This is a genomic window from Streptomyces sp. NPDC005761 (genome assembly GCF_040630635.1).
GTDB lineage: Bacteria > Actinomycetota > Actinomycetes > Streptomycetales > Streptomycetaceae > Streptomyces.
The window spans coordinates 39899-59721 of record NZ_JBEXXX010000039.1 but is presented as its reverse complement, the minus strand read 5'-3'; the positions used below and the strand labels follow the sequence as shown (position 1 = coordinate 59721).

Genomic DNA, 19823 nt, shown 5'->3' with positions numbered 1-19823 from the left:
GCGTTTTCCCCTGCCGCGCGGGCCCTCCGACCCTCGGCAGAACCCCTTCGGACGTCCTCGTGCGTTTCTTGCACCGGCTGCCCGAGATCCCTTCCGCACCTGAGACAATGACTTCCATGGCCTCTGAACGTCCCCGTGTGCTCTCCGGAATCCAGCCCACCGCAGGCTCGTTCCACCTCGGCAACTACCTCGGCGCGGTCCGCCAGTGGGTTGCACTGCAGGATTCTCACGACGCCTTCTACATGGTGGTCGACCTGCACGCGATCACCGTCCCGCAGGACCCCGCGGAGCTGCGCGCCAACACCAGGCTCGCCGTCGCCCAGCTGCTCGCCGCCGGAGTGGACCCGGAGCGCTGCACGCTCTTCGTCCAGAGCCACGTCCCCGAGCACGCCCAGCTCGGGTGGGTCATGAACTGCCTGGCCGGATTCGGTGAGGCGTCGCGGATGACGCAGTTCAAGGACAAGTCGGCCAAGCAGGGCAGCGACCGCACCACGGTGGGGCTCTTCACCTATCCGCTGCTGATGGTCGCCGACATCCTGCTCTACCAGGCCGACCAGGTCCCGGTGGGCGAGGACCAGCGCCAGCACCTGGAGCTGACGCGCAACCTCGCCGAGCGGTTCAACGGCACCTACGGGGACACCTTCACCGTGCCGGACCCGTACATCCTCAAGGAGACGGCGAAGATCTACGACCTGCAGGACCCGTCCGCCAAGATGAGCAAGTCGGCGGCGACCCCCAAGGGTCTGATCAACCTCCTCGACGACCCGAAGACGACCGCCAAGAAGGTGAAGAGCGCCGTCACGGACACCGACGCCGTGATCCGCTTCGACCCGGTGGAGAAGCCGGGTGTCAGCAATCTGCTGTCCATCTACTCGACCCTCACCGACACGTCCGTCGCCGACCTGGAGCAGAAGTACGAGGGCAAGGGCTACGGTGCGCTGAAGACGGACCTCGCCGAGGTCATGGTCGACTTCGTCACACCGTTCCGCGCCCGCACCCAGGAATATCTCGACGACACCGAGACGCTGGACTCCATCCTGGCCAAGGGAGCGGAGAAGGCGCGGGCCGTCGCCGCCGAGACCCTGGCTCGGACCTATGACCGCATGGGCCTTCTGTCAGCCAAGCACTGAGTCCAAGGACCCTGGCGCCAGGACCTCCACAGGCGGCACACTGGCGGCGTGAAGCATGCGGCCGGCGGTGGCTGAAAACAGATGCTCGAGGATTGAGGAGAACGACGTGGGGACCGTAACGCTCGGCGTTTCGATCGCGGTCCCGGAGCCATACGGCAGCCTGCTCCAGGAGCGGCGCGCGAGCTTCGGGGACCCTGCCGCACACGGCATTCCCACCCACGTCACCCTCATGCCGCCGACCGAGGCGAGGGCGGCCGACCTGCCCGCGATCGAGGCACACCTCGCCTCGATCGCGACCGGTGGCCGCCCCTTCCCGATGCGGCTCTCCGGTACGGGCACCTTCCGCCCGCTCTCGCCGGTCGTCTTCGTCCAGGTCGTCGAGGGCGCCTCGGCCTGCTCCTGGCTCCAGAAGCGGGTCCGGGACGCCTCCGGGCCGCTGGTGCGCGAGCTCCAGTTCCCCTACCACCCGCACGTGACCGTGGCGCACGGCATCTCCGAAGCGGCGATGGACCGTGCCTACGCGGAACTCGCCGACTACGAGGCGTCCTGGACCTGCGGCTCCTTCGCGCTGTACGAGCAGGGCGTGGACAGCGTCTGGCGCAAGATCAACGAGTTCCCGTTCGGGGCGGGCGGCGGAAGCCCCGCCGTGCCCGCGCAGAGCGGCAGCTCCGTGGACGCCGCCTCGCTCCACACCTGAGGCGCGCGCACCACACCTGAGGCGCCCGCACCGCGGCCCGGGAGACCGGGCGGCTCGCGGCGGGCCTCAGACCGGCAGGCGCCGGAACAGCGGCCGCGGCACGTGCCGCAGTGCCGACATCACCGCCCGCAGCGCCCCCGGCACCCACACCGTCTCCGAACGCCGCCGCAGCCCTGTCACGATCGCTTCCGCGACCGCGTCCGGGGTCGTCACGAGCGGGGTGCGGGTGAAGGGGATCATCGCGAGCGGCGCCCCGGCCGCCGCGGCCCCGGACCCGGCCGGTGCGGTCCCGGGCCGGACGAGGCCGGGGCGTACGACCATCACGTGCACCCCCGTCCCGTGCAGGGCGTCCCCGAGGCCCTGCGCGAACGCGTCCAGGCCCGCCTTGCTCGACCCGTAGATGAAGTCCGCACGCCGGGCGCGCTCCCCCGCCACCGAGGAGAGCACCACCAGGGAGCCATGCCCCTGCGCCTGGAGTGCGCCGGCGCACACCAGGCCGGCGGAGACGGCCCCCGTGTAGTTCGTCTGGGCGACCCGGACCGCCGCGAGCGGTTCCTCCTCGTCCCGCTCCTGGTCGCCGGGGATACCGAAGGCGAGGAGCACCATGTCGATGTCCCCCTCGGTGAAGATCTTGCCGAGACCGGTTTCGTGGGACTCGGTGTCCAGCGCGTCGAAGTCGACGGTACGGACGTAGGCTCCCCGGCCGCGCAGTTCGGCAGCGGCCGACTCCAGGGCGGGGGAGGGCCGGCCGGCCAGCCAGACCGTGCGGGTGCGGCGGGCGATCAGGCGGCGTGCGGTGGCCAGCCCGATCTCCGATGTGCCGCCGAGGATGAGCAGGGACTGCGGGGCACCGAAGGCATCCTTCACGGGAACGCTCCTTAAAGGCGGAAGGGCGGAAGGCGGACGAGGGGGCTGGCTCGGCGGCGGGTCGGGCCGTCGTGCCGTCAGAGGGAGAGCCGGCGCGAAAGGTCCGAGCGGAACGCCCCGTCCGGGTCCAACTCGCCCCGGAGCTGTCGGAATTCACCCAGCCGGGGGTACATCGCTGCCAGCATGTCGGGGCGCAGCCGGGAGTCGGCCGTCAGGCAGACCCGGCCGCCCGCCGCCGCCACCTCCTCGTCCAGGCGGTCGAGGAAGCCGCCCAGTCCCGGCAGGGCCGCGGGCAGATCGAGAGCGAGGCTCCAGCCGGGCTCCGGGAACGACAGCCAGCCGGGACCGGCCGGGCCGAACCGTTTGAGCACGGCGAGGAACGACGGGCAGCGCCGCTGGGAGATCCTCCCGACGATCCGGCGCAACGTGTCCGCCCGCTTGTCCCCGACGGCGAACTCGTAGTGCACGAAGCCGCCCCGGCCGCGGATCCGGGCCGTGTGCGGCGCGGCGTCCAGGGGGTGGAAGAACGTGGCGATGCGCTGGAGTTCACCGGTGCGGGACCGGGGTGCGCGGCGGTAGCGGAGCTCGTTGAACGCGGCTGCGGACGCCCGGCCGAACAGCCCTCCGGGGGCCAGGTCCGACACGATGGACTGGACGGGGGGCAGGGGGGCGGGGCGGAAGACCAGTGGTGTGCGCCGGGCGTGCGCCGGGAGCACGTGGAGGGGCGCGTGCTCCCCCCGGGTCAGGACGCCGCGTCCCGTCGACCGGCCGCGGGCGGTCAGGTCGACCCAGGCGGACGCGTAGCGGTAGCGGCGGCTTCCGGCGGCGAGCCGCGTCATCAAATCGTCCAGATCGAGGGCTCGTTCGGTGTCGACGGACATCAGGGACGTCGTGACGGGGTGGAACCGGAGTGTGGCCGAGAGGATCACCCCCGTCAGGCCCAGGCCGCCGGTGGTCGCGTCGAAGAGCGCCGAACCGGGGTGGACCGTACGGACCCGGCCGTCAGCGGTGAGGAGTTCGAACTCGACGACGTGGCGGGAGAAGGAGCCCGCCGTGCGGTGGTTGTGGCCGTGGACGTCCGAGCCGATCGCCCCGCCCACCGTGATGTACCGGCTGCCGGGCGTCACGGGGAGGAACCAGCCGAGCGGGAGCAGCACCGTCATCAGCCGGTGCAGGCTCACTCCCGCGTCGCACACCACGACCCCGGCCCCGGCGTCGATGGTGCGGATCCGGTCCAGCCCCGTCATGTCGAGGACGGAACCCCCGGCGTTCTGCGCCGCGTCGCCGTGCGCCCGGCCCAGGCCTCGGGCGATCGAGCCGCGCGGCCCGCAGCCGCGCACCGCGGCGACCGCCTCCTCGTGACTACGGGGGTGGAAGCGCAGCGCGGCCGTCGGGGCGGTGCGGCCCCAGCCGGTCAGGGACACGGTGTCGACAGACATGAGGGTGACCGTATCGCCCGAGAAAACACCTTTGAGGGATTTGTTACAACACTCACCGAAATGGGTGATTGAGGGGGTGTCATCTCCTCCGCGCCAGACGGGACCCCGGTTTTCGGCGCCGGGGAGGGTAGTCGTACGTCATGGACTGGCTGAAAAAACTCCCCGTCATCGGGCCGATCGTCTCCCGGCTGATGGAGACGCATGCCTGGCGCAGCTACGAGACGCTGGAACGGGTCCACTGGGCGAGGCTCGCCGCAGCGATCACGTTCATCAGCTTCCTCGCGCTCTTCCCGCTCATCGCGGTGGCCGCGGCGATCGGTGCGGCGTTGCTCTCCGACAAGCAGCTCGACAAGATCGAGGACAAGCTCGCCGACCAGGTGCCCGGCATCTCCGACCAGCTCGGCATCGACAACCTGGTGGCGCATGCGGGGACGGTCGGGCTGGTGGCCGGTGCGCTGCTGCTCTTCACCGGCATCGGCTGGATCGGCTCGATGCGGGACTGTCTGCGCGCCGTCTGGGGGAGGGACGACCTGGACCAGGGCAACCCCGTCCTGCGCAAACTCAAGGACGCCGGGGTGCTGTTCGGGCTGGGCGGCGCGGCCCTGGTGACGCTCGCGATCTCCTCGGTCGGCTCCGTGGCGGTGGGCTGGGTCGCCGATCTGCTCAACATTCCGCCGGACGGCGCGGGCGGCGTGCTGCTGCGGGTCGCGGCCCTGCTGGTGGCGGTGGTCGCCGACTTCCTGCTGCTGCTCTACCTGCTGACCCTGCTGCCCGGTGTCGAGCCGCCGCGGCGCCGGCTCGTGGTCGCCGGGCTCATCGGCGCGGTCGGCTTCGAACTCCTCAAGCTGCTGCTCGGCAGCTATATGAGGAGCGTCGCCTCGAAGAGCATGTACGGCGCCTTCGGCGTCCCGATCGCGCTGCTGCTGTGGATCAACTTCACCGCGAAGCTCCTGCTGTTCTGCGCCGCCTGGACGGCCACGCGGAGCAAGGGCGAAACCGGGCCGGAGGCGGACGCGGAAGATGATTCCCCGTCCGCCTCCGGGAAGGAGACCGGCGGCAGCACCCTCAGCGGCGGGGAAGGCGGCGCACCAGGTCCGGCAGCGGCCAGCGCCGGTTGACCAGGAGCGCCGCCCCGGCGACCAGCACCAGCACCCCGCCGGCGATCCCCAGGGCGATCCCGACCCCGCTGGAGCCCTCGGCGGCCGCGGTGGTCTTCGTGGTCCCGGGGCCGTCCCCGCCCTTGTTCGAGGCAGGCTTGTCGGCTTGAGCTCCCTTGCCCGTCGTGCCCGTCCCGGCGGACTTCGGCGGGACGAGTTCGCCGACCGGGGTGACCTTGCCGCTGGCCGCGAAGCCCCAGTCGAGCAGGCTCGCCGCTTCCTTGTAGACGGCGTGCGTCGCGTCGGACGACGGGTTCATGACGGTGACGAGCAGCACCTTGCCGTTGCGCTCGGCGACGCCGGTGAAGGTGTTCCCGGCGTGCGTCGTGTAGCCGTTCTTGACGCCCGCGATGCCCTTGTACGCGGTCACGCCGTCGGCCCCGGTGAGCAGCCGGTTGGTGTTCTGGATGCCGAAGCTCTCGCGCTCCTTGCCCTTCTCCTGCTTGCCGGGGAACTGCGCCGTCGCGGTCGCGCAGTATTCGCGGAAGTCCGCCTTCTGCAGCCCGCTGCGGGCGAACAGCGTGAGGTCGTACGCGCTGGAGACCTGGCTGGGGGCGTCGTACCCGTCGGGCGACACGACGGTGGTGTCCAGGGCCTGGAGCTCCTCCGCGTGCGCCTGCATGTCGGTGACGGTCTTGGGGACGCCCCCGTACATCGAGGCCAGTACGTGCACCGCGTCGTTGCCCGAACGCAGGAAGACGCCGAGCCACAGGTCGTGCACCGTGTAGCTGAGGTCCTCCTTGACCCCGACCAGGCTGCTGCCCTCGCCGAGATCGGCCAGGTCCGCGTCCTGCACCGTGTACTCACGGGTCTTCGGCTGGAGCGCAGGCGCCTGCATCACGGTGTCGGCGAAGAGCATCTTCAGCGTGGAGGCCGGCGGCAGCCGCCAGTGCGGATTGTGCGAGGCGAGCACATCGCCGGTCTCCGCGTCGGAGACGATCCAGGACCTGCCGGTCAGATCCTTCGGCAGGACCGGGGCGCCGGCGCCGAGATTGACCTGGGTCCCGCTCAGACCGAGCTGGGCACCGCCGACCTGCGACATACCGACGGGCGGCTTCGGCTCGCCGTCCGTGGTGTCCTGGCTGACCGCCGATGCGGGACTGGCGAGAAAAACGGACAGCAAAGCGGCAGAGGTGACCGACAGTGCGGCCTTCTTGAGAGCTGACACGGTCGAAAACGTACATGCAGTTGATCTGAATATGGATACCGGAGGTGTGACCCGCCGTGCGTACCGCCGGGACAGCCCACCCCGGGCGAGGCTGCCGGAGTGTGACGGAGATACTGGTTCCATGAAGCTCAGCCGCCCCGTCTCCTGGTTCCTGCTCGCCTTCGGGGTGTGGAGCTGGTTCATCTGGGTCACTTTCGCTAAAAACTTGTGGAAGGACGGCAGCGGTCTCGCCTTCGACGACGCGGGTGACCCGACCGCCTACTTCTGGGTGCATCTGCTGCTCGCCATCACGTCCTTTCTCCTGGGGACGGCAGTCGGCGTGATCGGGTTCCGTGGCGTCAGGGCCCTGCGCAGCAAGGACGCGTAACACGTCGACTTCCGGCCTGGTCCGGATCTGGTGCACATGGGGACGAACAAGGCGGGGGAGTGCACATGGCGGTCCTGGGTTTCGCTCTGCTGGCGGCCGCGGTGCTCGCGCTGCTGGCCGTCGTGCACCGCTACGTGTGGCGCCGCCTGGTCGGTGACACGACGACAGCGGGCAGTCTGCCGCGCAGGGCCGGCACCGTGGCGGCGTACCTCCTGCCCCTGCTGAGCGTCGGCGCCCTGGTCTCCGGGCGCTCGGGCGCGCCCTTCCGGCTCCAGCAGGTGCTGGCCTGGCCCGGCTACCTGTGGCTGGCCGCCCTGCTCTATCTGACACTCGCCCTGCTGGCCGGGGAACTGGTACGCCCCCTGCTGCGCCGACTGCTCGCCCGCCGGGCCGGGGACGCGACGGCAGCGGCGGCCGGGACCGTTCCCGCCGAACCGGTCACCGCCGCACACGGCTCCGCCGTCACGACCGCAGCCCCGCCGGCCACCGAGCCCCCCGCCGCCGCCCCCACCCCCTCGCGCCGCCTCTTCGTCGCGCGGGCCGTCGGGGGCGCCGCTGCCGTCGCCGGGTTCGGCACCACCGGCTACGGCGCCTACGGGGTGCTGCGCGGCCCGCGCGTCAAGCGCGTCACCGTCCCCCTGGCCAGGCTGCCCCGGTCCGCCCACGGCTTCCGGATCGCCGTCGTCAGCGACATCCACCTGGGCCCGATCCTGGGCCGGGCCCACACCCGGCGGATCGTCGACGCCGTCAACCGGACCCAGCCCGACCTGATCGCGGTCGTCGGGGACCTGGTCGACGGATCGGTCGAGGACCTGGGGCCGGCCGCCGAACCGCTCGCCGGGCTCCGGTCGCGGCACGGCGCGTTCTTCGTGACCGGCAATCACGAGTACTACTCGGGGGCCGCCGAATGGGTCGATCACGTACGGGAATTGGGCCTGCATCCGCTGGAGAACGCCCGGGTCGAGATCGACGGATTCGATCTCGCCGGGGTCAATGACATCGCGGGCGAGAGCGAAGGACAGGGGCCGGATTTCGGCCGGGCGCTCGGCGACCGGGACCGTACCCGCGCCGCCGTCCTGATGGCCCACCAGCCCGTCGTCATCGACGAGGCCGTCGAGCACGGCGTGGACCTCCAGCTCTCCGGCCACACCCACGGCGGCCAGCTCTGGCCGGGCAACCACATCGCGGAACTGTCCAATCCCACGGTCGCGGGGCTCGAGCGTTACGGCGACACCCAGCTGTACGTCACGCGCGGCGCGGGGGCCTGGGGTCCGCCCGTGCGGGTGGGTGCCCCCTCCGACATCACGGTCGTCCAGCTCGCGTCCCGCCAGGCGTAGTCACCGCCGAGTGCCGCCCGGTCAGGCAATCGGGTGACTGGTCGTGAACCCTCTGTATCCGGCGTATCCGCCCAAGGTTTCAACTAACGAACAAAAGGCTATGAGCCTCTGATTTCCTCTTCCAGATGTGAAAATCGTGTGATTGGCTGAGCGCGAACGTGCGGTGATCTGCGTATCTGAGCGCGACACCGAGGTGGGGCTGGTAAGGGAGAGCACGGCAATGCGGTCGATCCGGCTACGGATTCTCGCGATTCTCGCGGTTTTGGTCATCGCAGGCGTCGGCGCCTGGCAGTTGCTTCCCTCGGACGAGGGGAACAGTGATCCGGTCACGGTCGGCACGACCGACGAGGTGACCTCGCTCGACCCGGCGGGTGCGTACGACGCGGGTTCGTGGGCGATGTACAGCAACGTCTACCAGTCGCTCATGACGTTCAAGTCCGGGGCCATCGTTCCCGAGCCCGACGCGGCGGAAAGCTGTGGGTTCATCGGCGCGAAGCTGCAGACGTACCAGTGCAAGCTCCGTGACGACCTGACCTTCTCCGACGGCAAGGAGATCACCGCGGAGGACGTCAAGTACTCCTTCGACCGGATGATGGAGATCAAGACGGACGTCGGTCCCTCGGTCCTCTTCCCCAGCCTGAAGAACGTGGTGGCCGAAGGCCGGACGATCACCTTCAACCTCTCCTCGCGTGACGCGACCTTCCCGCAGAAGCTCGCCACCGGAGCGGGTTCGATCGTCGAGCGGGACGCCTACGCCGAGCACAAGCTGCGCAACGACGGCCATGTGACCGGTTCGGGGCCGTACGTCCTGAAGTCGTACGAGGCGGGCGTCACCGCCGAACTCGTCCCGAACACGAAGTACAACGGTGCGCTGAAGAGCACCGGCGGACCGGTCACCGTGCGCTACTACAAGCAGTCGGACGATCTGCTGGCGGCCTGGAAGTCCGGCCAGGTGGATGTCACGCACCGTCAGCTCCCGTCGTCCACGCTCGCCGCGCTGGACCCGGGCGCCATCGACCAGCACGTGACGGAGGCCGACAGCGCCGAGATCCGCAACCTGGTCTTCAACGTCCGCGACGGCTCGCCGCTCGCCGACCGGAAGGTCCGCCAGGCCATCGCGGCGATCATCGACCGCGCGCCGCTGGTGACCGACGTCTACAAGGGCACCGTCGAACCGCTCTACTCGCTGATTCCGCAGGGCTACATCGGGCACAGCACCCCCTTCTTCGACGCGTACCCGTCGCCGGACGCCGAGCGGGCCAAGAAGCTGATGCAGGAAGCCGGCGTACAGCTGCCGCTCCCCGTGACCTTCGCCTACCGCGACGACGACGAGTACACGAAGGAGACGGCGGAGATCCGCCGCCAGCTGGAGGCGGACGGGCTCTTCAAGGTCACGGTGAAGGCCGTCGAGTGGCAGGCCTTCCAGAAGGGTTACGCCGCCGGTAAGTACGACATGTACACCGTCGGCTGGCTTCCCGACTACCCGGACCCCGACACCTTCAGCCAGCCGCTCGTCGGCCGCGAGAGCAGCCTTCACAACGGCTACACCAGCAAGAAGATGGACCAGCTGATCAGCTCCACGCTGGAGTACAGCGACCGCAGCCGCACCTCGGCCGACTTCAAGGAACTGCAGAAGCTGGTCGGCAAGGACGTGCCGCTCGTGCCGCTGTGGCAGAAGAAGGACTACGTCGTCGCCAAGCCCGACGTCTCCGGATCGCAGTACCTCTCCGACGGCACCGGCATCTGGCGGCTGTGGGAACTGGGCTGGATCTGATCCGGCGTCACAGCGCAACGCCGAGCGGCCGTCCCGGGAGAGGATCCCGGGACGGCCGCTCGGCTGTTTCCCGCGCTACTTGGCCGGCGCACGGCCCGCCACTGCGGGCAGGAACTCCTCCAGCACCTCGTACACCTGGCGCACCAGCGGCCTCAGCACCCGGAACCGCGACAGGGCGATGGCCCGTGCGACGATCGGGGCGGTGCGCTCGACGAGGCGGCGGCTGCGTTCGGCGTCGTCCGTACGGTCGTAGACCCAGTACAGCACCAGTCCCATCTGGTTCAGCCACATGAGCTGGGGCAGCAGGCCGGCAAGTTCGGGGTCGACCTTGGTGCCGGAGCCCGCCAGGCAGCGCTCGTGGATGGAGATCGCCGCCTCCCGCGCGGAGACCGAGTCGCGCGAGAACGGGCTGAGCGGGCTTTCGGGGTCGGCGGCGTTCTTGAAGAACTGGGCGGCGAAGCGGTGGTACGGCTCCGCCACGTCGAGCCAGCCGAGCAGGACCCCGCGGATGCGTACCGCGAGGTCCTTGTCGCCGGCCAGCACCGACTGCACCGCCACCTCGTGCTCGGCGGCGATCCGGTCGTAGAAGCCCTGGACCAGGTGTTCCTTGGACGAGAAGTAGTAGTACGCGTTCCCCACGGAGACGCCGGCCTCCTGGGCGATGGCCCGCATCGTCGTCTTGTCGTACCCGCGTTCCTGGAAGAGCCGGAGCGCGGTTTCGAGGATGAGTGTGCGGGTCTGCTCGCTCTTGGGAGCCTTGTCTTCCTTCACGGCCTTCTCTTCCTTCACCACGGTCCCGAGGGTATCCGGACCGGCTACGTCGCCGGGCCGGGGCCCGGGGCCCGGCAGGTGCCGTCCTCGCCGCCGCCCCCGTCCGCGCGGCACGGCCCGGCCGTCAGCGAACGGTACTTGGCGGCCGCGAGGACGGTCGCCCGGGCGAACGGGCGACCGGCCGGGGTGGTCAGCCAGTGGGCCTTCGGCCGGTGGTCGGCCAGCGCCCAGAGGCAGACGATCCACGCGGAGGTGGAGCGGTAGATCTGCCCCCGGTCACCGATGACCGTGATCTCCTCCAAGGTCCCGGCGTGGTCGAGGCCGGGGAAGCGGCGGTGCGCCTCGGCCGAGTCCGCCGGAACGAGATCGAGCGGGATCAGCTGACGCTGGTTCATCAGCCACTGGCGCAGATGGACGCAGAGCGAGCACTGCGCGTCGTAGAGCACGGTGAGGCGTTCGACGGACCACCGCCCTCCACCGGTCCGGGGCGTCATGGCCGGCCCTCACGCCCTGGGGGCGGGCGCGGCCCACGGGCCCGGACCGGCCCAGCCCTGCGGAGCGACGGGCGGCGTCTGCTCGCGCTCCATCATGCCCCGGCGACGGATCTTGTTGAGTACGTAGACGTTGCCGAGGTGCATGACCCCGAGGACGAGCAGGACGACGCCGACCTTGACCGACAGGGCCTCGAAGAGCTCACGGGCGTCGGCGACTCCGTCGGAGTTCTTCAGGTAGAGCGTCACGAAGCCCAGGTTGACCAGGTAGAAGCCCACCACCAGCAGGTGGTTGACCGCATCGGCGAGCTTCTCGTTCCCGTGCAGCACATCGGCGAGGAACACCTTGCCGTTGCGGCTCAGCGTGCGGGCGACCCAGATGGTGAGCGCCACGCTGATGAGCAGATAGATGACGTACGCGACAACAGTGAGGTCCATGCCCCACCCTCCCTTGAACGCGTTCAAATGCTGTTGTCATGGACTGTAGACCTCCCTTTGAACATGTTCAAGCCGAAGCCTCGGTGGCCCGCGTCACCGTCTCGGCGGGCGCGGCGGGGGACTTGAAGTGACGTACGCCCGGCACGGCCGCGGTGGCCAGGCAGGCTCCGCCCACCAGCAATCCGGCGGCGGCGAGCGGGACTTCGGCGCCCCACGCGGAGGCGGCGAGCGGAGCCAGGGCGTACCCCAGGGGCATCGCGCCGAGCGAGAGCAGCCAGTCGTACGAGGTCACCCGGGCGAGCGCGTGCGCGGGGACGGCGGACTGGACGGCGGTCTCCCAGACCGGGTTGAGGAAGCCGAGACCGGCCAGGGCGATCCCGTACGCGACGACGGACACGGCGACGGGGGCGTGCGCGGCCAGCAGGCAGAGCGGCAGCGCGTAGAGGGCGAGACCCAGATTGGCGGTCAGGACCGGGCGGCGCGGCCTGGCCCGGCCGGCCACCAGCGAGCCGATGAGCAGTCCCACGGCGCCGGTCTGGAGGAAGAGGACCCAGACGCCCTTGCCGCCCAGGTCGTGGAGGAAGAGGGCCGGGCCCACCGTCATCAGGACGGCGGCGGCCCCGTTCCAGACGGCGTGGGCGATCAGGCTCGTCCAGTACCAGTCGCGGCCCCGGACCTCACCCCAGCCCTCCTTGAGGTCACTGAGCAGCGAACGCTTCGGGATGGGGACGTGCCGTACCTCGATCGCGGCGAGCAGCGCTGCGCTCACCGCGAAGCTCGCGCCGTCCAGGACGAAGGCCCAGCCGGGCCCCGCGGTGAACACCAGGGCCCCGGCGACGGCCGGGCCGCCGATCCGCGTCGCGCTGCTGACCACCGACATGAGGGCGTTGGCGCGCAGTAGTTCCGACTCGGCCACGGTGCCGCGGATCAGTGGTGAGACGGTCGGCATCGAGAAGGCGCCGGCGGCGCCGCCGAGTGCCTCGGCCAGGGCGATCTGCCACAGCGCCGGCGTTCCGGAGAGCAGTTCGGCGCCGACGAAGAGCTGGGTGACGCACCGTACGAGATCGGTGGTCAGCGCGACCGTACGGGCGTTGAAGCGGTCACCGACCACGCCGCCGAGGGGGAGCAGGAGCAGCTTGGGCACCATCGCGCAGGCGAGCACCAGGGCGAGGGCGCCGGTCGAGCCGGTGGCGAGGTAGACGGCGAGGGTGAGGGCGGCGGGAATCGCGGCGTCACCGAGGAGTGAGAGGCCGCGCCCGACGAAGAGCAGACGGAAGGACCGGGTGTGTAAGGGGTGAGGCATGGGCGGAAATCTATTTCGCCACCGAACTATTCGTCAACGAAATATAAGCTTCCGAAACATGTAAGGGCCCGGCGTAGGCTGTGGCCCATGCAGCAACACGACTGGACCGACGGCCACGTGGAGCGGTGGAAGCCGGTCCTCCCGGAGCTCGACCCCGATGTCGAGGGCGCGGTGACCCGGATGAAGAAGCTCTCCGTCCATCTGCGCCGGGTGCGTGAGCAGTCCCTGGTCGACTTCGACCTGGACCGTCAGGAGTTCGACACCCTGCACAAGCTGGCCGGCCGCGGCGGCAAGGCCGCCCCCTCCGAGCTCGCCGCCGACCTCGACCTCGCCCCCGCCTCCGTCACCGGCCGGCTGGACGCGCTGGAGCGCCGTGGGTTCGTCCGCCGCACGCCCTCCGTCACCGACCGGCGCCGCGTCGACGTGGAGCTGACCGACGACGGCCGCTCGACCTGGACCGGTGCGATGAAGTTCCTCGGCAACGAGGAGGACCGCCTGCTGGGCGTCCTCGCCAAGGACGAACGCGCCCTGCTCAACGACATGCTGCGGCGCATCATGGTCGTCGCCGAGCACAGGGGCGGCGCGGACTGGGACTGAGCCCGCGACCGGGCAAGGCAAGAGGCCCCGCCTCCCGCAGTGTCACTGCGAAGGACGGGGCCTCTGATGTGCTCGGGGATCAGAAGCGACGCGTGATCAGCGCGCGCTTGACCTCCTGGATCGCCTTCGTGACCTCGATGCCACGCGGGCAGGCGTCCGTGCAGTTGAACGTGGTGCGGCAACGCCACACGCCGTCACGGTCGTTGAGGATCTCCAGGCGCTGCTCGCCGCCCTCGTCGCGCGAGTCGAAGATGAAGCGGTGCGCGTTGACGATCGCCGCCGGGCCGAAGTACTGGCCGTCGTTCCAGAACACCGGGCACGAGGACGTGCACGCGGCGCACAGGATGCACTTGGTGGTGTCGTCGAAACGCTCGCGGTCCTCGGCGGACTGCAGACGCTCGCGGGTCGGCTCGTTCCCCTTGGTGATGAGGAAGGGCATGACGTCGCGGTAGGCCTGGAAGAACGGGTCCATGTCGACCACGAGGTCCTTGAGGACCGTGAGGCCCTTGATGGCCTCGACCGTGATCGGCTTCTCCGGGTTCAGGTCCTTGATCAGCGTCTTGCAGGCGAGCCTGTTCTTGCCGTTGATCCGCATGGCGTCGGAACCGCAGATGCCGTGCGCGCACGAGCGGCGGAACGTCAGCGTGCCGTCGGTCTCCCACTTGATCTTGTGAAGGGCGTCGAGTACACGCTCCTTCGGGTCGATCTCGATCTGGAAGTCCTGCCACTGCGCCTCGTCGGAGACCTCCGGGTTGAACCGGCGGATCCGGAAGGTCGCCGTGATGTACGGCGAGTCGGCGAAACCGGCCTCGGGCTCGGGCGCCTTGTCGGCCTTTTCCAAGGTGGGGGTAGCCATCAGTACTTACGCTCCATCGGCTGGTAGCGGGTCTGGACGACCGGCTTGTAGTCCAGCCGGATCGACTCGGTGCCGTCGTCGGCGACCTCGCGGTACGCCATGGTGTGGCGCATGAAGTTGACGTCGTCGCGGTTCGGGTAGTCCTCGCGGTAGTGACCGCCGCGGGACTCCTTGCGCGCCAGCGCCGAAGTCGCCATGACCTCGGCGAGGTCGAGCAGGTTGCCCAGCTCGACGGCCTCCAGCAGGTCCGTGTTGAACCGCTTGCCCTTGTCCTGGATGGACACGTTGAGGTAGCGCTTGCGCAGCTCCGCGATCTTGTCCACCGCGGTCTTGATCGTCTGCTCGGTGCGGAACACCATCACGTTGGCGTCCATGCACTCCTGCAGCTCCAGGCGGATCGCCGAGACGCGCTCGGTGCCCGTGGAGTTGCGCAGCCGCTCGACCTGGTCGACGACCAGCTGCGCCGGGTTCTCGGGAAGCTCGACGAAGTCGTTCTTCGCGGAGTACTCGGCGGCGGCGATGCCCGACCGGCGTCCGAAGACGTTGATGTCGAGCAGCGAGTTGGTGCCGAGGCGGTTGGCGCCGTGCACGGAGACGCAGGCGACCTCGCCGGCGGCGTACAGGCCCGGGACGACGGTGGTGTTGTCGGCCAGCACCTCGCCCTCGACGTTGGTCGGGATGCCGCCCATGGCGTAGTGCGCGGTCGGCTGGATCGGGATCGGGTCCGTGTAGGGCTCGATGCCGAGGTACGTACGCGCGAACTCCGTGATGTCCGGGAGCTTGGCGTCCAGCTGCTCCGGCGGGAGGTGCGTGAGGTCGAGGTAGACGTGGTCGCCCTCGGGACCGCAGCCGCGGCCCTCACGGATCTCCGTGTAGATGGAGCGGGACACGACGTCACGGGACGCGAGGTCCTTCATGACGGGCGCGTACTTCTCCATGAAGCGCTCGCCGTCCTTGTTGCGGAGGATGCCGCCCTCACCGCGGGCGCCCTCCGTCAGCAGGATGCCCATGCGCCAGATGCCCGTCGGGTGGAACTGGAAGAACTCCATGTCCTCCAGCGGCAGACCGCGGCGGTACGCGGCGGCCTGGCCGTCACCGGTCAGGGTGTGCGCGTTCGACGTCACCTTGAAGAACTTGCCGGTGCCGCCGGAGGCGAAGATGATCGACTTCGCCTGGAAGACGTGGATCTCGCCGGTCGCCAGCTCGTACGCGACGACGCCGGCGGACTTCTTGACGCCGTCGACGTCCTGGAGCAGGAGGTCCAGGACGTAGAACTCGTTGAAGAACTCCACACCCTCCTTGACGCAGTTCTGATAGAGCGTCTGGAGGATCATGTGGCCGGTGCGGTCCGAGGCGTAGCAGGACCGGCGGACCGGGGCCTCGCCGTGGTTACGGCTGTGGCCGCCGAAACGGCGCTGGTCGATCTTGCCCTCGGGCGTGCGGTTGAACGGCAGGCCCATCTTCTCCAGGTCGAGAACGGAGTCGATGGCCTCCTTCGCCAGGATCTCGGCGGCGTCCTGGTCGACCAGGTAGTCGCCGCCCTTGATCGTGTCGAAGGTGTGCCACTCCCAGTTGTCCTCCTCCACGTTGGCGAGCGCGGCGGCCATGCCGCCCTGCGCCGCGCCCGTGTGGGAGCGGGTGGGGTAGAGCTTGGTCAGCACGGCGGTGCGGCTGCGCTTGGTCGACTCGATGGCCGCGCGCATGCCGGCGCCGCCGGCGCCGACGATGACGGTGTCGTACTTGTGGATCTGCATGGTTTACCTCTGGTCCTTCGGGCCCGGCGCCTAGCGGATGTTCGGGTCGAAGGTGAAGATCACCAGCGTGCCCAGCAGGACGGTGAACACCGTGGCGGTGTACAGCAGCATCTTCAGCCAGAAGCGGGTGTTGTCCCGTTCGGCGTAGTCGTTGATGACCGTACGGAGACCGTTGGCGCCGTGCAGCATGGCCAGCCACAGCATCGCCAGGTCCCACATCTGCCAGAACGGCGAGGCCCAGCGGCCCGCCACGAAGGCGAAGCCGATCTTGGAGACGCCGCCGTCCAGCACCAGCTGGATCAGCAGGTGGCCGATGACGAGGACGACCAGCACGATGCCCGACAGGCGCATGAAGAGCCAGGCGTACATCTCGAAGTTGGTGCGCGAGCCCTTGGGGGTCTTGCCGGTCCGCTTGCGCGGCGGCTCGATCACGGGCGCCGGGTTGTCGGCGTCATATCGGCTCACAGGGCTGACACCCTCGACGTCGCCGATCGCGGAAGTCTCGGTGGACATTGGCCTCAGCTCCCGAATACTTCGCGTACGGCGTGGCCGAGGACGGGGTACAGGGCCCCGACCATCAGCACGATCCAGATGCCCAGCACGGCCCAGAGCATCTGCTTCTGAACGCGCGGGCCCTTGGCCCAGAAGTCCACGGCGACGATGCGCAGACCGTTCAGCGCGTGGAAGAGAATCGCGGCCACCAGGCCGTATTCGAGGAGCGCGACGATCGGCGTCTTGTACGTGGACACGACGTCGTCGTATGCCTCGGGGGAGACGCGGACGAGAGCGGTGTCCAGGACATGTACGAACAGGAAGAAGAAAATGAGGACACCGGTGACTCGATGAGCCACCCAGGACCACATGCCTTCCCGGCCGCGGTACAGCGTTCCAGCCGGCACGGAAGAACCCTCCGGGAGCGGGGATTGGGGTCGGCCGGCTTGACTGTCGGTCTGACCCGGCCGGGTACGGTCCACCGGCCCCGGCCATCGTAGCGACGGATTGTCGGTTCGATCGCGCGGGGGCCTCTGGTGTGATCAAAGTGGCAATGAATCAGGCACGGACGGGCTATGGACAGGCGCCGACGGGCCTGTTTGCCCGCCTGTGAGAGGGAATCCCCCCACTGGGGCCCGCCGCCAAGCCGTTACTGACTCGATACCAGCTCGATGATGCGGCCCCGGGCGAGTCGCCGCATCTCGTCGGCCGTCACCACCCGCTCGTGTTCGGGGTCGTGCGCCAGCCGGGCCCGGATGCCGGCCAGCAACTGGTCGGCACGCTCGGCGGGCCGCAAGCCGTCCAGGCAGATCACGAGGACATGGCCGAACCTGCTCTCGTACGCGGCGTGCGCGGCGGCCAGCGCGAGATGGGCGGAGCCCGGCGCGTCCGGGGGCAGCCCAGGGGAGACCTCGACGGCCAGCGCCTCGGCCCGGTCGGAGGGGGAGAGGTCGTAGCCCGCCTCGTCGGCGGCGGCGAGCAGCGCCCCTAGGTCCGGGTAGGGGCGGTGGTCGGCCAGCCGCTTGGCCCAGCGGCGGCTGCCGTAACACTCCAGCAGCGCGGCCTCGGCCTCGGCGGCGGGCGCGGCGTTGAACCGGGGAAGGCCGTGGAGGCCCGAAACGGGGCGGCCGGGTACGGATGCGCAGGTCTGCAGGGGCACGGTGGTCCGCCGGGCGGACGGGGGCGGCTGCGCGGGGAGGCCGGCGTGGGACTCGCTGGACCTGGACAGCGTGGGCTCCTGGAATCAACGGCATCTGTGAACCTGGAGTGGGGAGGAACAGGAGAGACCAGGTGGATGCAGGGTGAAGGGAGAGACGAATGTGCCTCAAAGCTAGCGACGCCGGGCAACGGCCGTCCGACGGATGCGCGAATTTCACCCGGACGGGAGAGTTTCTCGATGTCTGAGGGACGAATGAGCGAGGAGAATGCCCGGCTATCTACCGCATTTACCCTGTTTCCTCTCTCTTCTGCTCTCTTTCCCCCTGAAACCGGAGGTTTCTGACTGATGGCACCCTCACGCGGCGCCCTCATGGCCGTGACGGCGGTGGTCGCGGCGACCGTCACCGTCGCGGCCTGCGACGGCTCCGGCACCGAGCACCGGAACGGCTCCGGGACGCCCCCCTCGTCGTCGTCTCCGTCCGCGTCCCCCAAGCCGTCCCCGACCCGGAGCTACCCGCTCTCGAGGACGCCCCGCACCATCCCCGCCGTACGGGAGCACACCCCGGCCCGCGGCCCCGGATGGCGGCCCGGGAAGAGCAGCGGTGTGGTGATCGAAAAGGGCGACAAGCAGCTCGCCGACGAAGGAAGGCTGCTCGCCGGTGAGCTGAGGATCCGCTACCGGGGCGAGGTCCCGGCCCGTGCGGGTGACGTGGAACTGGCCCTGAACCCCAAGGGCGGCGGCGGACCCGAGTCGTACACCCTGCGGACCCACGACGGACGCGTCACGATCAGCGGTCCGGCGGAGGCGGGGGTCTTCTACGGGACCCGCACCCTCAAGCAGTCCGTGCGTGCCGACGGCACCATGCCCGAGGGCGAGGTGCGCGACCGCCCCGACCGCCCTCAGCGCGGTCTCAACCTGGACATCGCGCGCAAGCACTACAGTGCCGGCTGGATCGAGGACCGGCTGCGCGGCATGGCCGACCTCAAGCTCAACCAGCTGGGCCTGCACTTCTCCGACGACCAGGCCTTCCGTATCGAGTCCGACACCCACCCCGAGGTGGTGTCGCCCGAGCACCTGACCAAGGCCGAGGTGCGGCGCATCGTCGCCCTGGCCCGCAGGCTGCACATCGAGGTCGTCCCCGAGATCGACTCCCCGGGCCACCTCGGGGCGGTCCTGAGAGCCCACCCCGACCTCCAGCTGCTCAACGTCTCGGGCGTGCCCTCGAAGGGATCGCTCGACATCTCGAAGCCGGGCGCGGCGAAACTCCTCGACGAACTCCTCGGCGAGTACACCGAGCTGTTCGGCGGGGCCTACTGGCATCTGGGCGCCGACGAGTACCAGGCACTCACGGTGCGGGATCCCGCTGCCTCGTATCCGCAGCTCCAGCGCGCGGCCGTGAAGAAGTACGGGGCCCAGGCCGGCATCGAGGACCTCGCCACCGGCTGGCTCAACGACCGGGCGGCGGTGGTCCGGCCGCACGGCATGAAGCCCAAGGCGTGGAACGACGGCCTCTTCCGCGACAGCACCGTCCGGGCCGACAAGGACATCGAGATCGAGTACTGGACGGGCAAGGAGTACGGCGCCCGGCCGCCGGAGCAGTACCTCCGTGAGGGGTTCAAGATGCTGAACCTCAACGACGAGTTCCTCTATTACGTGCTCGGCCAGCCCAACGCCTTCGTCTACCCCACGGGCAAGCGCATCTACGAACAGTGGACGCCTCTCGTGCTGCGCGGCACGAGCCCGGTCCCGGAGCAGTACTCGGACCAGATCCTCGGTGGCCGGTTCGCGGTCTGGGGCGACTTCCCGAACGCCCAGACCGCCGCACAGGTGGCCGAGGGCATCCGGATGCCGCTGCGGGCGACCTCCCAGAAGCTGTGGGACCCGGGCAAACCGGAACTCAGCTGGGACGGTTTCAAGGCCCTGGCGAAGGAGATCGACCAGGGCTGAGCGCCCGGACCGTGGCCGGCGCGGCAGGGGGGCCACGTACCGCTTGCCGCGCGAGCCGGGGTGGGACGCGCGCTCCGTG

The 19823-nt window shown here is 69.7% G+C and carries 20 protein-coding genes; 8 read left to right on the top strand and 12 right to left on the bottom strand.

The features are described from left to right. Positions 1-116: 116 nt before the first annotated feature. Complete coding sequence (trpS, locus tag ABZ434_RS28200) at positions 117-1130, top strand: tryptophan--tRNA ligase (protein ID WP_359142474.1); 1014 nt, start codon at positions 117-119, stop codon at positions 1128-1130. Positions 1131-1236: 106 nt separating this feature from the next. Next, positions 1237-1827 carry a 2'-5' RNA ligase family protein gene (locus ABZ434_RS28195; protein ID WP_359142472.1) on the top strand — a complete coding sequence of 197 codons (591 nt, stop codon included), beginning with the start codon at positions 1237-1239 and terminating at the stop codon, positions 1825-1827. 66 nt (positions 1828-1893) lie between these two features. On the opposite strand, the gene ABZ434_RS28190 is transcribed toward ABZ434_RS28195, so the two are convergent. Together ABZ434_RS28190 and ABZ434_RS28185 are read right to left on the bottom strand one after the other, a co-directional pair. Further along, complete coding sequence (locus tag ABZ434_RS28190) at positions 1894-2694, bottom strand: decaprenylphospho-beta-D-erythro-pentofuranosid-2-ulose 2-reductase (protein WP_359142470.1); 801 nt, start codon at positions 2692-2694, stop codon at positions 1894-1896. Between the two features lie 77 nt (positions 2695-2771). Further along, positions 2772-4133: an FAD-binding oxidoreductase gene (locus ABZ434_RS28185; RefSeq protein ID WP_359142468.1), complete on the bottom strand. Its 1362-nt coding sequence runs from the start codon at positions 4131-4133 to the stop codon at positions 2772-2774. Between the two features lie 140 nt (positions 4134-4273). Between ABZ434_RS28185 and ABZ434_RS28180 the strand changes: the two genes are divergently transcribed. Then, positions 4274-5251, top strand: a complete 978-nt coding sequence (locus ABZ434_RS28180) for a YihY/virulence factor BrkB family protein (protein ID WP_359142466.1) — start codon at positions 4274-4276, stop codon at positions 5249-5251. On the opposite strand, the gene ABZ434_RS28175 is transcribed toward ABZ434_RS28180, so the two are convergent. Beyond that, entirely contained in the window at positions 5199-6458 is a 1260-nt protein-coding gene (locus tag ABZ434_RS28175; protein WP_359142464.1) for a D-alanyl-D-alanine carboxypeptidase, read from the bottom strand. The genes ABZ434_RS28180 and ABZ434_RS28175 overlap by 53 nt on opposite strands. Before the next feature lie 121 nt (positions 6459-6579). Here ABZ434_RS28175 and ABZ434_RS28170 point away from each other — a divergent pair, with 121 nt between their 5' ends. From ABZ434_RS28170 to ABZ434_RS28160, 3 genes are all read left to right on the top strand, one after another. Next, the gene (locus tag ABZ434_RS28170) at positions 6580-6825 is read left to right on the top strand and encodes a hypothetical protein (protein WP_359142462.1); all 246 of its coding nucleotides are present in this window, start codon (positions 6580-6582) and stop codon (positions 6823-6825) included. Between the two features lie 65 nt (positions 6826-6890). Next, on the top strand, positions 6891-8162 hold the full coding sequence (locus ABZ434_RS28165; RefSeq protein WP_359142460.1) for a metallophosphoesterase: 1272 nt from the start codon (positions 6891-6893) through the stop codon (positions 8160-8162). Positions 8163-8382: 220 nt separating this feature from the next. Continuing rightward, positions 8383-9936, top strand: a complete 1554-nt coding sequence (locus ABZ434_RS28160) for an ABC transporter substrate-binding protein (RefSeq protein ID WP_359142503.1) — start codon at positions 8383-8385, stop codon at positions 9934-9936. A gap of 75 nt (positions 9937-10011) precedes the next feature. On the opposite strand, the gene ABZ434_RS28155 is transcribed toward ABZ434_RS28160, so the two are convergent. The 4 genes from ABZ434_RS28155 to ABZ434_RS28140 form a co-directional block, all read right to left on the bottom strand. Continuing rightward, positions 10012-10728, bottom strand: a complete 717-nt coding sequence (locus ABZ434_RS28155; RefSeq protein WP_359142457.1) for a TetR family transcriptional regulator — start codon at positions 10726-10728, stop codon at positions 10012-10014. A 23-nt stretch (positions 10729-10751) separates the two neighbouring features. After that, on the bottom strand, positions 10752-11201 hold the full coding sequence (locus tag ABZ434_RS28150) for a DCC1-like thiol-disulfide oxidoreductase family protein (RefSeq protein ID WP_359142455.1): 450 nt from the start codon (positions 11199-11201) through the stop codon (positions 10752-10754). 9 nt (positions 11202-11210) lie between these two features. Continuing rightward, positions 11211-11636, bottom strand: a complete 426-nt coding sequence (locus ABZ434_RS28145) for a hypothetical protein (RefSeq protein ID WP_359142453.1) — start codon at positions 11634-11636, stop codon at positions 11211-11213. Between the two features lie 67 nt (positions 11637-11703). Then, a complete protein-coding gene (locus ABZ434_RS28140; RefSeq protein ID WP_359142451.1) occupies positions 11704-12939 on the bottom strand; it encodes an MFS transporter in 1236 nt (411 codons plus the stop codon). A gap of 87 nt (positions 12940-13026) precedes the next feature. On the opposite strand from ABZ434_RS28140, the gene ABZ434_RS28135 reads away from it, so the two are divergent. Beyond that, positions 13027-13536, top strand: coding sequence for a MarR family transcriptional regulator (locus ABZ434_RS28135; RefSeq protein ID WP_359142449.1), 510 nt, complete (start codon positions 13027-13029; stop codon positions 13534-13536). 79 nt (positions 13537-13615) lie between these two features. Here ABZ434_RS28135 and ABZ434_RS28130 read toward each other — a convergent pair whose 3' ends face one another. The 5 genes from ABZ434_RS28130 to ABZ434_RS28110 all read right to left on the bottom strand — a co-directional run bounded on the left by ABZ434_RS28130 (position 13616) and on the right by ABZ434_RS28110 (position 17797). Next, the gene (locus tag ABZ434_RS28130) at positions 13616-14392 is read right to left on the bottom strand and encodes a succinate dehydrogenase iron-sulfur subunit (protein WP_356315482.1); all 777 of its coding nucleotides are present in this window, start codon (positions 14390-14392) and stop codon (positions 13616-13618) included. Further along, on the bottom strand, positions 14392-16146 hold the full coding sequence (gene sdhA / locus ABZ434_RS28125) for a succinate dehydrogenase flavoprotein subunit (RefSeq protein WP_359142446.1): 1755 nt from the start codon (positions 16144-16146) through the stop codon (positions 14392-14394). The genes ABZ434_RS28130 and sdhA overlap by 1 nt, the downstream gene beginning before the upstream one ends. A gap of 30 nt (positions 16147-16176) precedes the next feature. Continuing rightward, positions 16177-16659 carry a succinate dehydrogenase hydrophobic membrane anchor subunit gene (locus tag ABZ434_RS28120; RefSeq protein WP_359142444.1) on the bottom strand — a complete coding sequence of 161 codons (483 nt, stop codon included), beginning with the start codon at positions 16657-16659 and terminating at the stop codon, positions 16177-16179. 5 nt (positions 16660-16664) lie between these two features. Further along, entirely contained in the window at positions 16665-17045 is a 381-nt protein-coding gene (gene sdhC, locus ABZ434_RS28115; RefSeq protein WP_026249405.1) for a succinate dehydrogenase, cytochrome b556 subunit, read from the bottom strand. 242 nt (positions 17046-17287) lie between these two features. Beyond that, on the bottom strand, positions 17288-17797 hold the full coding sequence (locus ABZ434_RS28110) for a 2-oxo-4-hydroxy-4-carboxy-5-ureidoimidazoline decarboxylase (RefSeq protein WP_359142442.1): 510 nt from the start codon (positions 17795-17797) through the stop codon (positions 17288-17290). A gap of 345 nt (positions 17798-18142) precedes the next feature. Between ABZ434_RS28110 and ABZ434_RS28105 the strand changes: the two genes are divergently transcribed. Further along, positions 18143-19744 carry a glycoside hydrolase family 20 protein gene (locus ABZ434_RS28105; RefSeq protein ID WP_359142440.1) on the top strand — a complete coding sequence of 534 codons (1602 nt, stop codon included), beginning with the start codon at positions 18143-18145 and terminating at the stop codon, positions 19742-19744. The last annotated feature ends 79 nt before the right edge of the window (positions 19745-19823 follow it).

What these genes read in the sequence shown, in the direction of transcription:
- trpS (WP_359142474.1), top strand. Translation starts at nt 117, where the DNA reads ATGGCCTCTGAACGTCCCCGTGTGCTCTCCGGAATCCAGCCCACCGCA.
- ABZ434_RS28185 (WP_359142468.1), bottom strand. Translation starts at nt 4,133, where the DNA reads ATGTCTGTCGACACCGTGTCCCTGACCGGCTGGGGCCGCACCGCCCCG.
- ABZ434_RS28180 (WP_359142466.1), top strand. Translation starts at nt 4,274, where the DNA reads ATGGACTGGCTGAAAAAACTCCCCGTCATCGGGCCGATCGTCTCCCGG.
- ABZ434_RS28170 (WP_359142462.1), top strand. Translation starts at nt 6,580, where the DNA reads ATGAAGCTCAGCCGCCCCGTCTCCTGGTTCCTGCTCGCCTTCGGGGTG.
- ABZ434_RS28165 (WP_359142460.1), top strand. Translation starts at nt 6,891, where the DNA reads ATGGCGGTCCTGGGTTTCGCTCTGCTGGCGGCCGCGGTGCTCGCGCTG.
- ABZ434_RS28160 (WP_359142503.1), top strand. Translation starts at nt 8,383, where the DNA reads ATGCGGTCGATCCGGCTACGGATTCTCGCGATTCTCGCGGTTTTGGTC.
- ABZ434_RS28150 (WP_359142455.1), bottom strand. Translation starts at nt 11,201, where the DNA reads ATGACGCCCCGGACCGGTGGAGGGCGGTGGTCCGTCGAACGCCTCACC.
- ABZ434_RS28145 (WP_359142453.1), bottom strand. Translation starts at nt 11,636, where the DNA reads ATGGACCTCACTGTTGTCGCGTACGTCATCTATCTGCTCATCAGCGTG.
- ABZ434_RS28140 (WP_359142451.1), bottom strand. Translation starts at nt 12,939, where the DNA reads ATGCCTCACCCCTTACACACCCGGTCCTTCCGTCTGCTCTTCGTCGGG.
- ABZ434_RS28135 (WP_359142449.1), top strand. Translation starts at nt 13,027, where the DNA reads ATGCAGCAACACGACTGGACCGACGGCCACGTGGAGCGGTGGAAGCCG.
- ABZ434_RS28130 (WP_356315482.1), bottom strand. Translation starts at nt 14,392, where the DNA reads ATGGCTACCCCCACCTTGGAAAAGGCCGACAAGGCGCCCGAGCCCGAG.
- sdhA (WP_359142446.1), bottom strand. Translation starts at nt 16,146, where the DNA reads ATGCAGATCCACAAGTACGACACCGTCATCGTCGGCGCCGGCGGCGCC.
- ABZ434_RS28120 (WP_359142444.1), bottom strand. Translation starts at nt 16,659, where the DNA reads ATGTCCACCGAGACTTCCGCGATCGGCGACGTCGAGGGTGTCAGCCCT.
- ABZ434_RS28105 (WP_359142440.1), top strand. Translation starts at nt 18,143, where the DNA reads ATGGCACCCTCACGCGGCGCCCTCATGGCCGTGACGGCGGTGGTCGCG.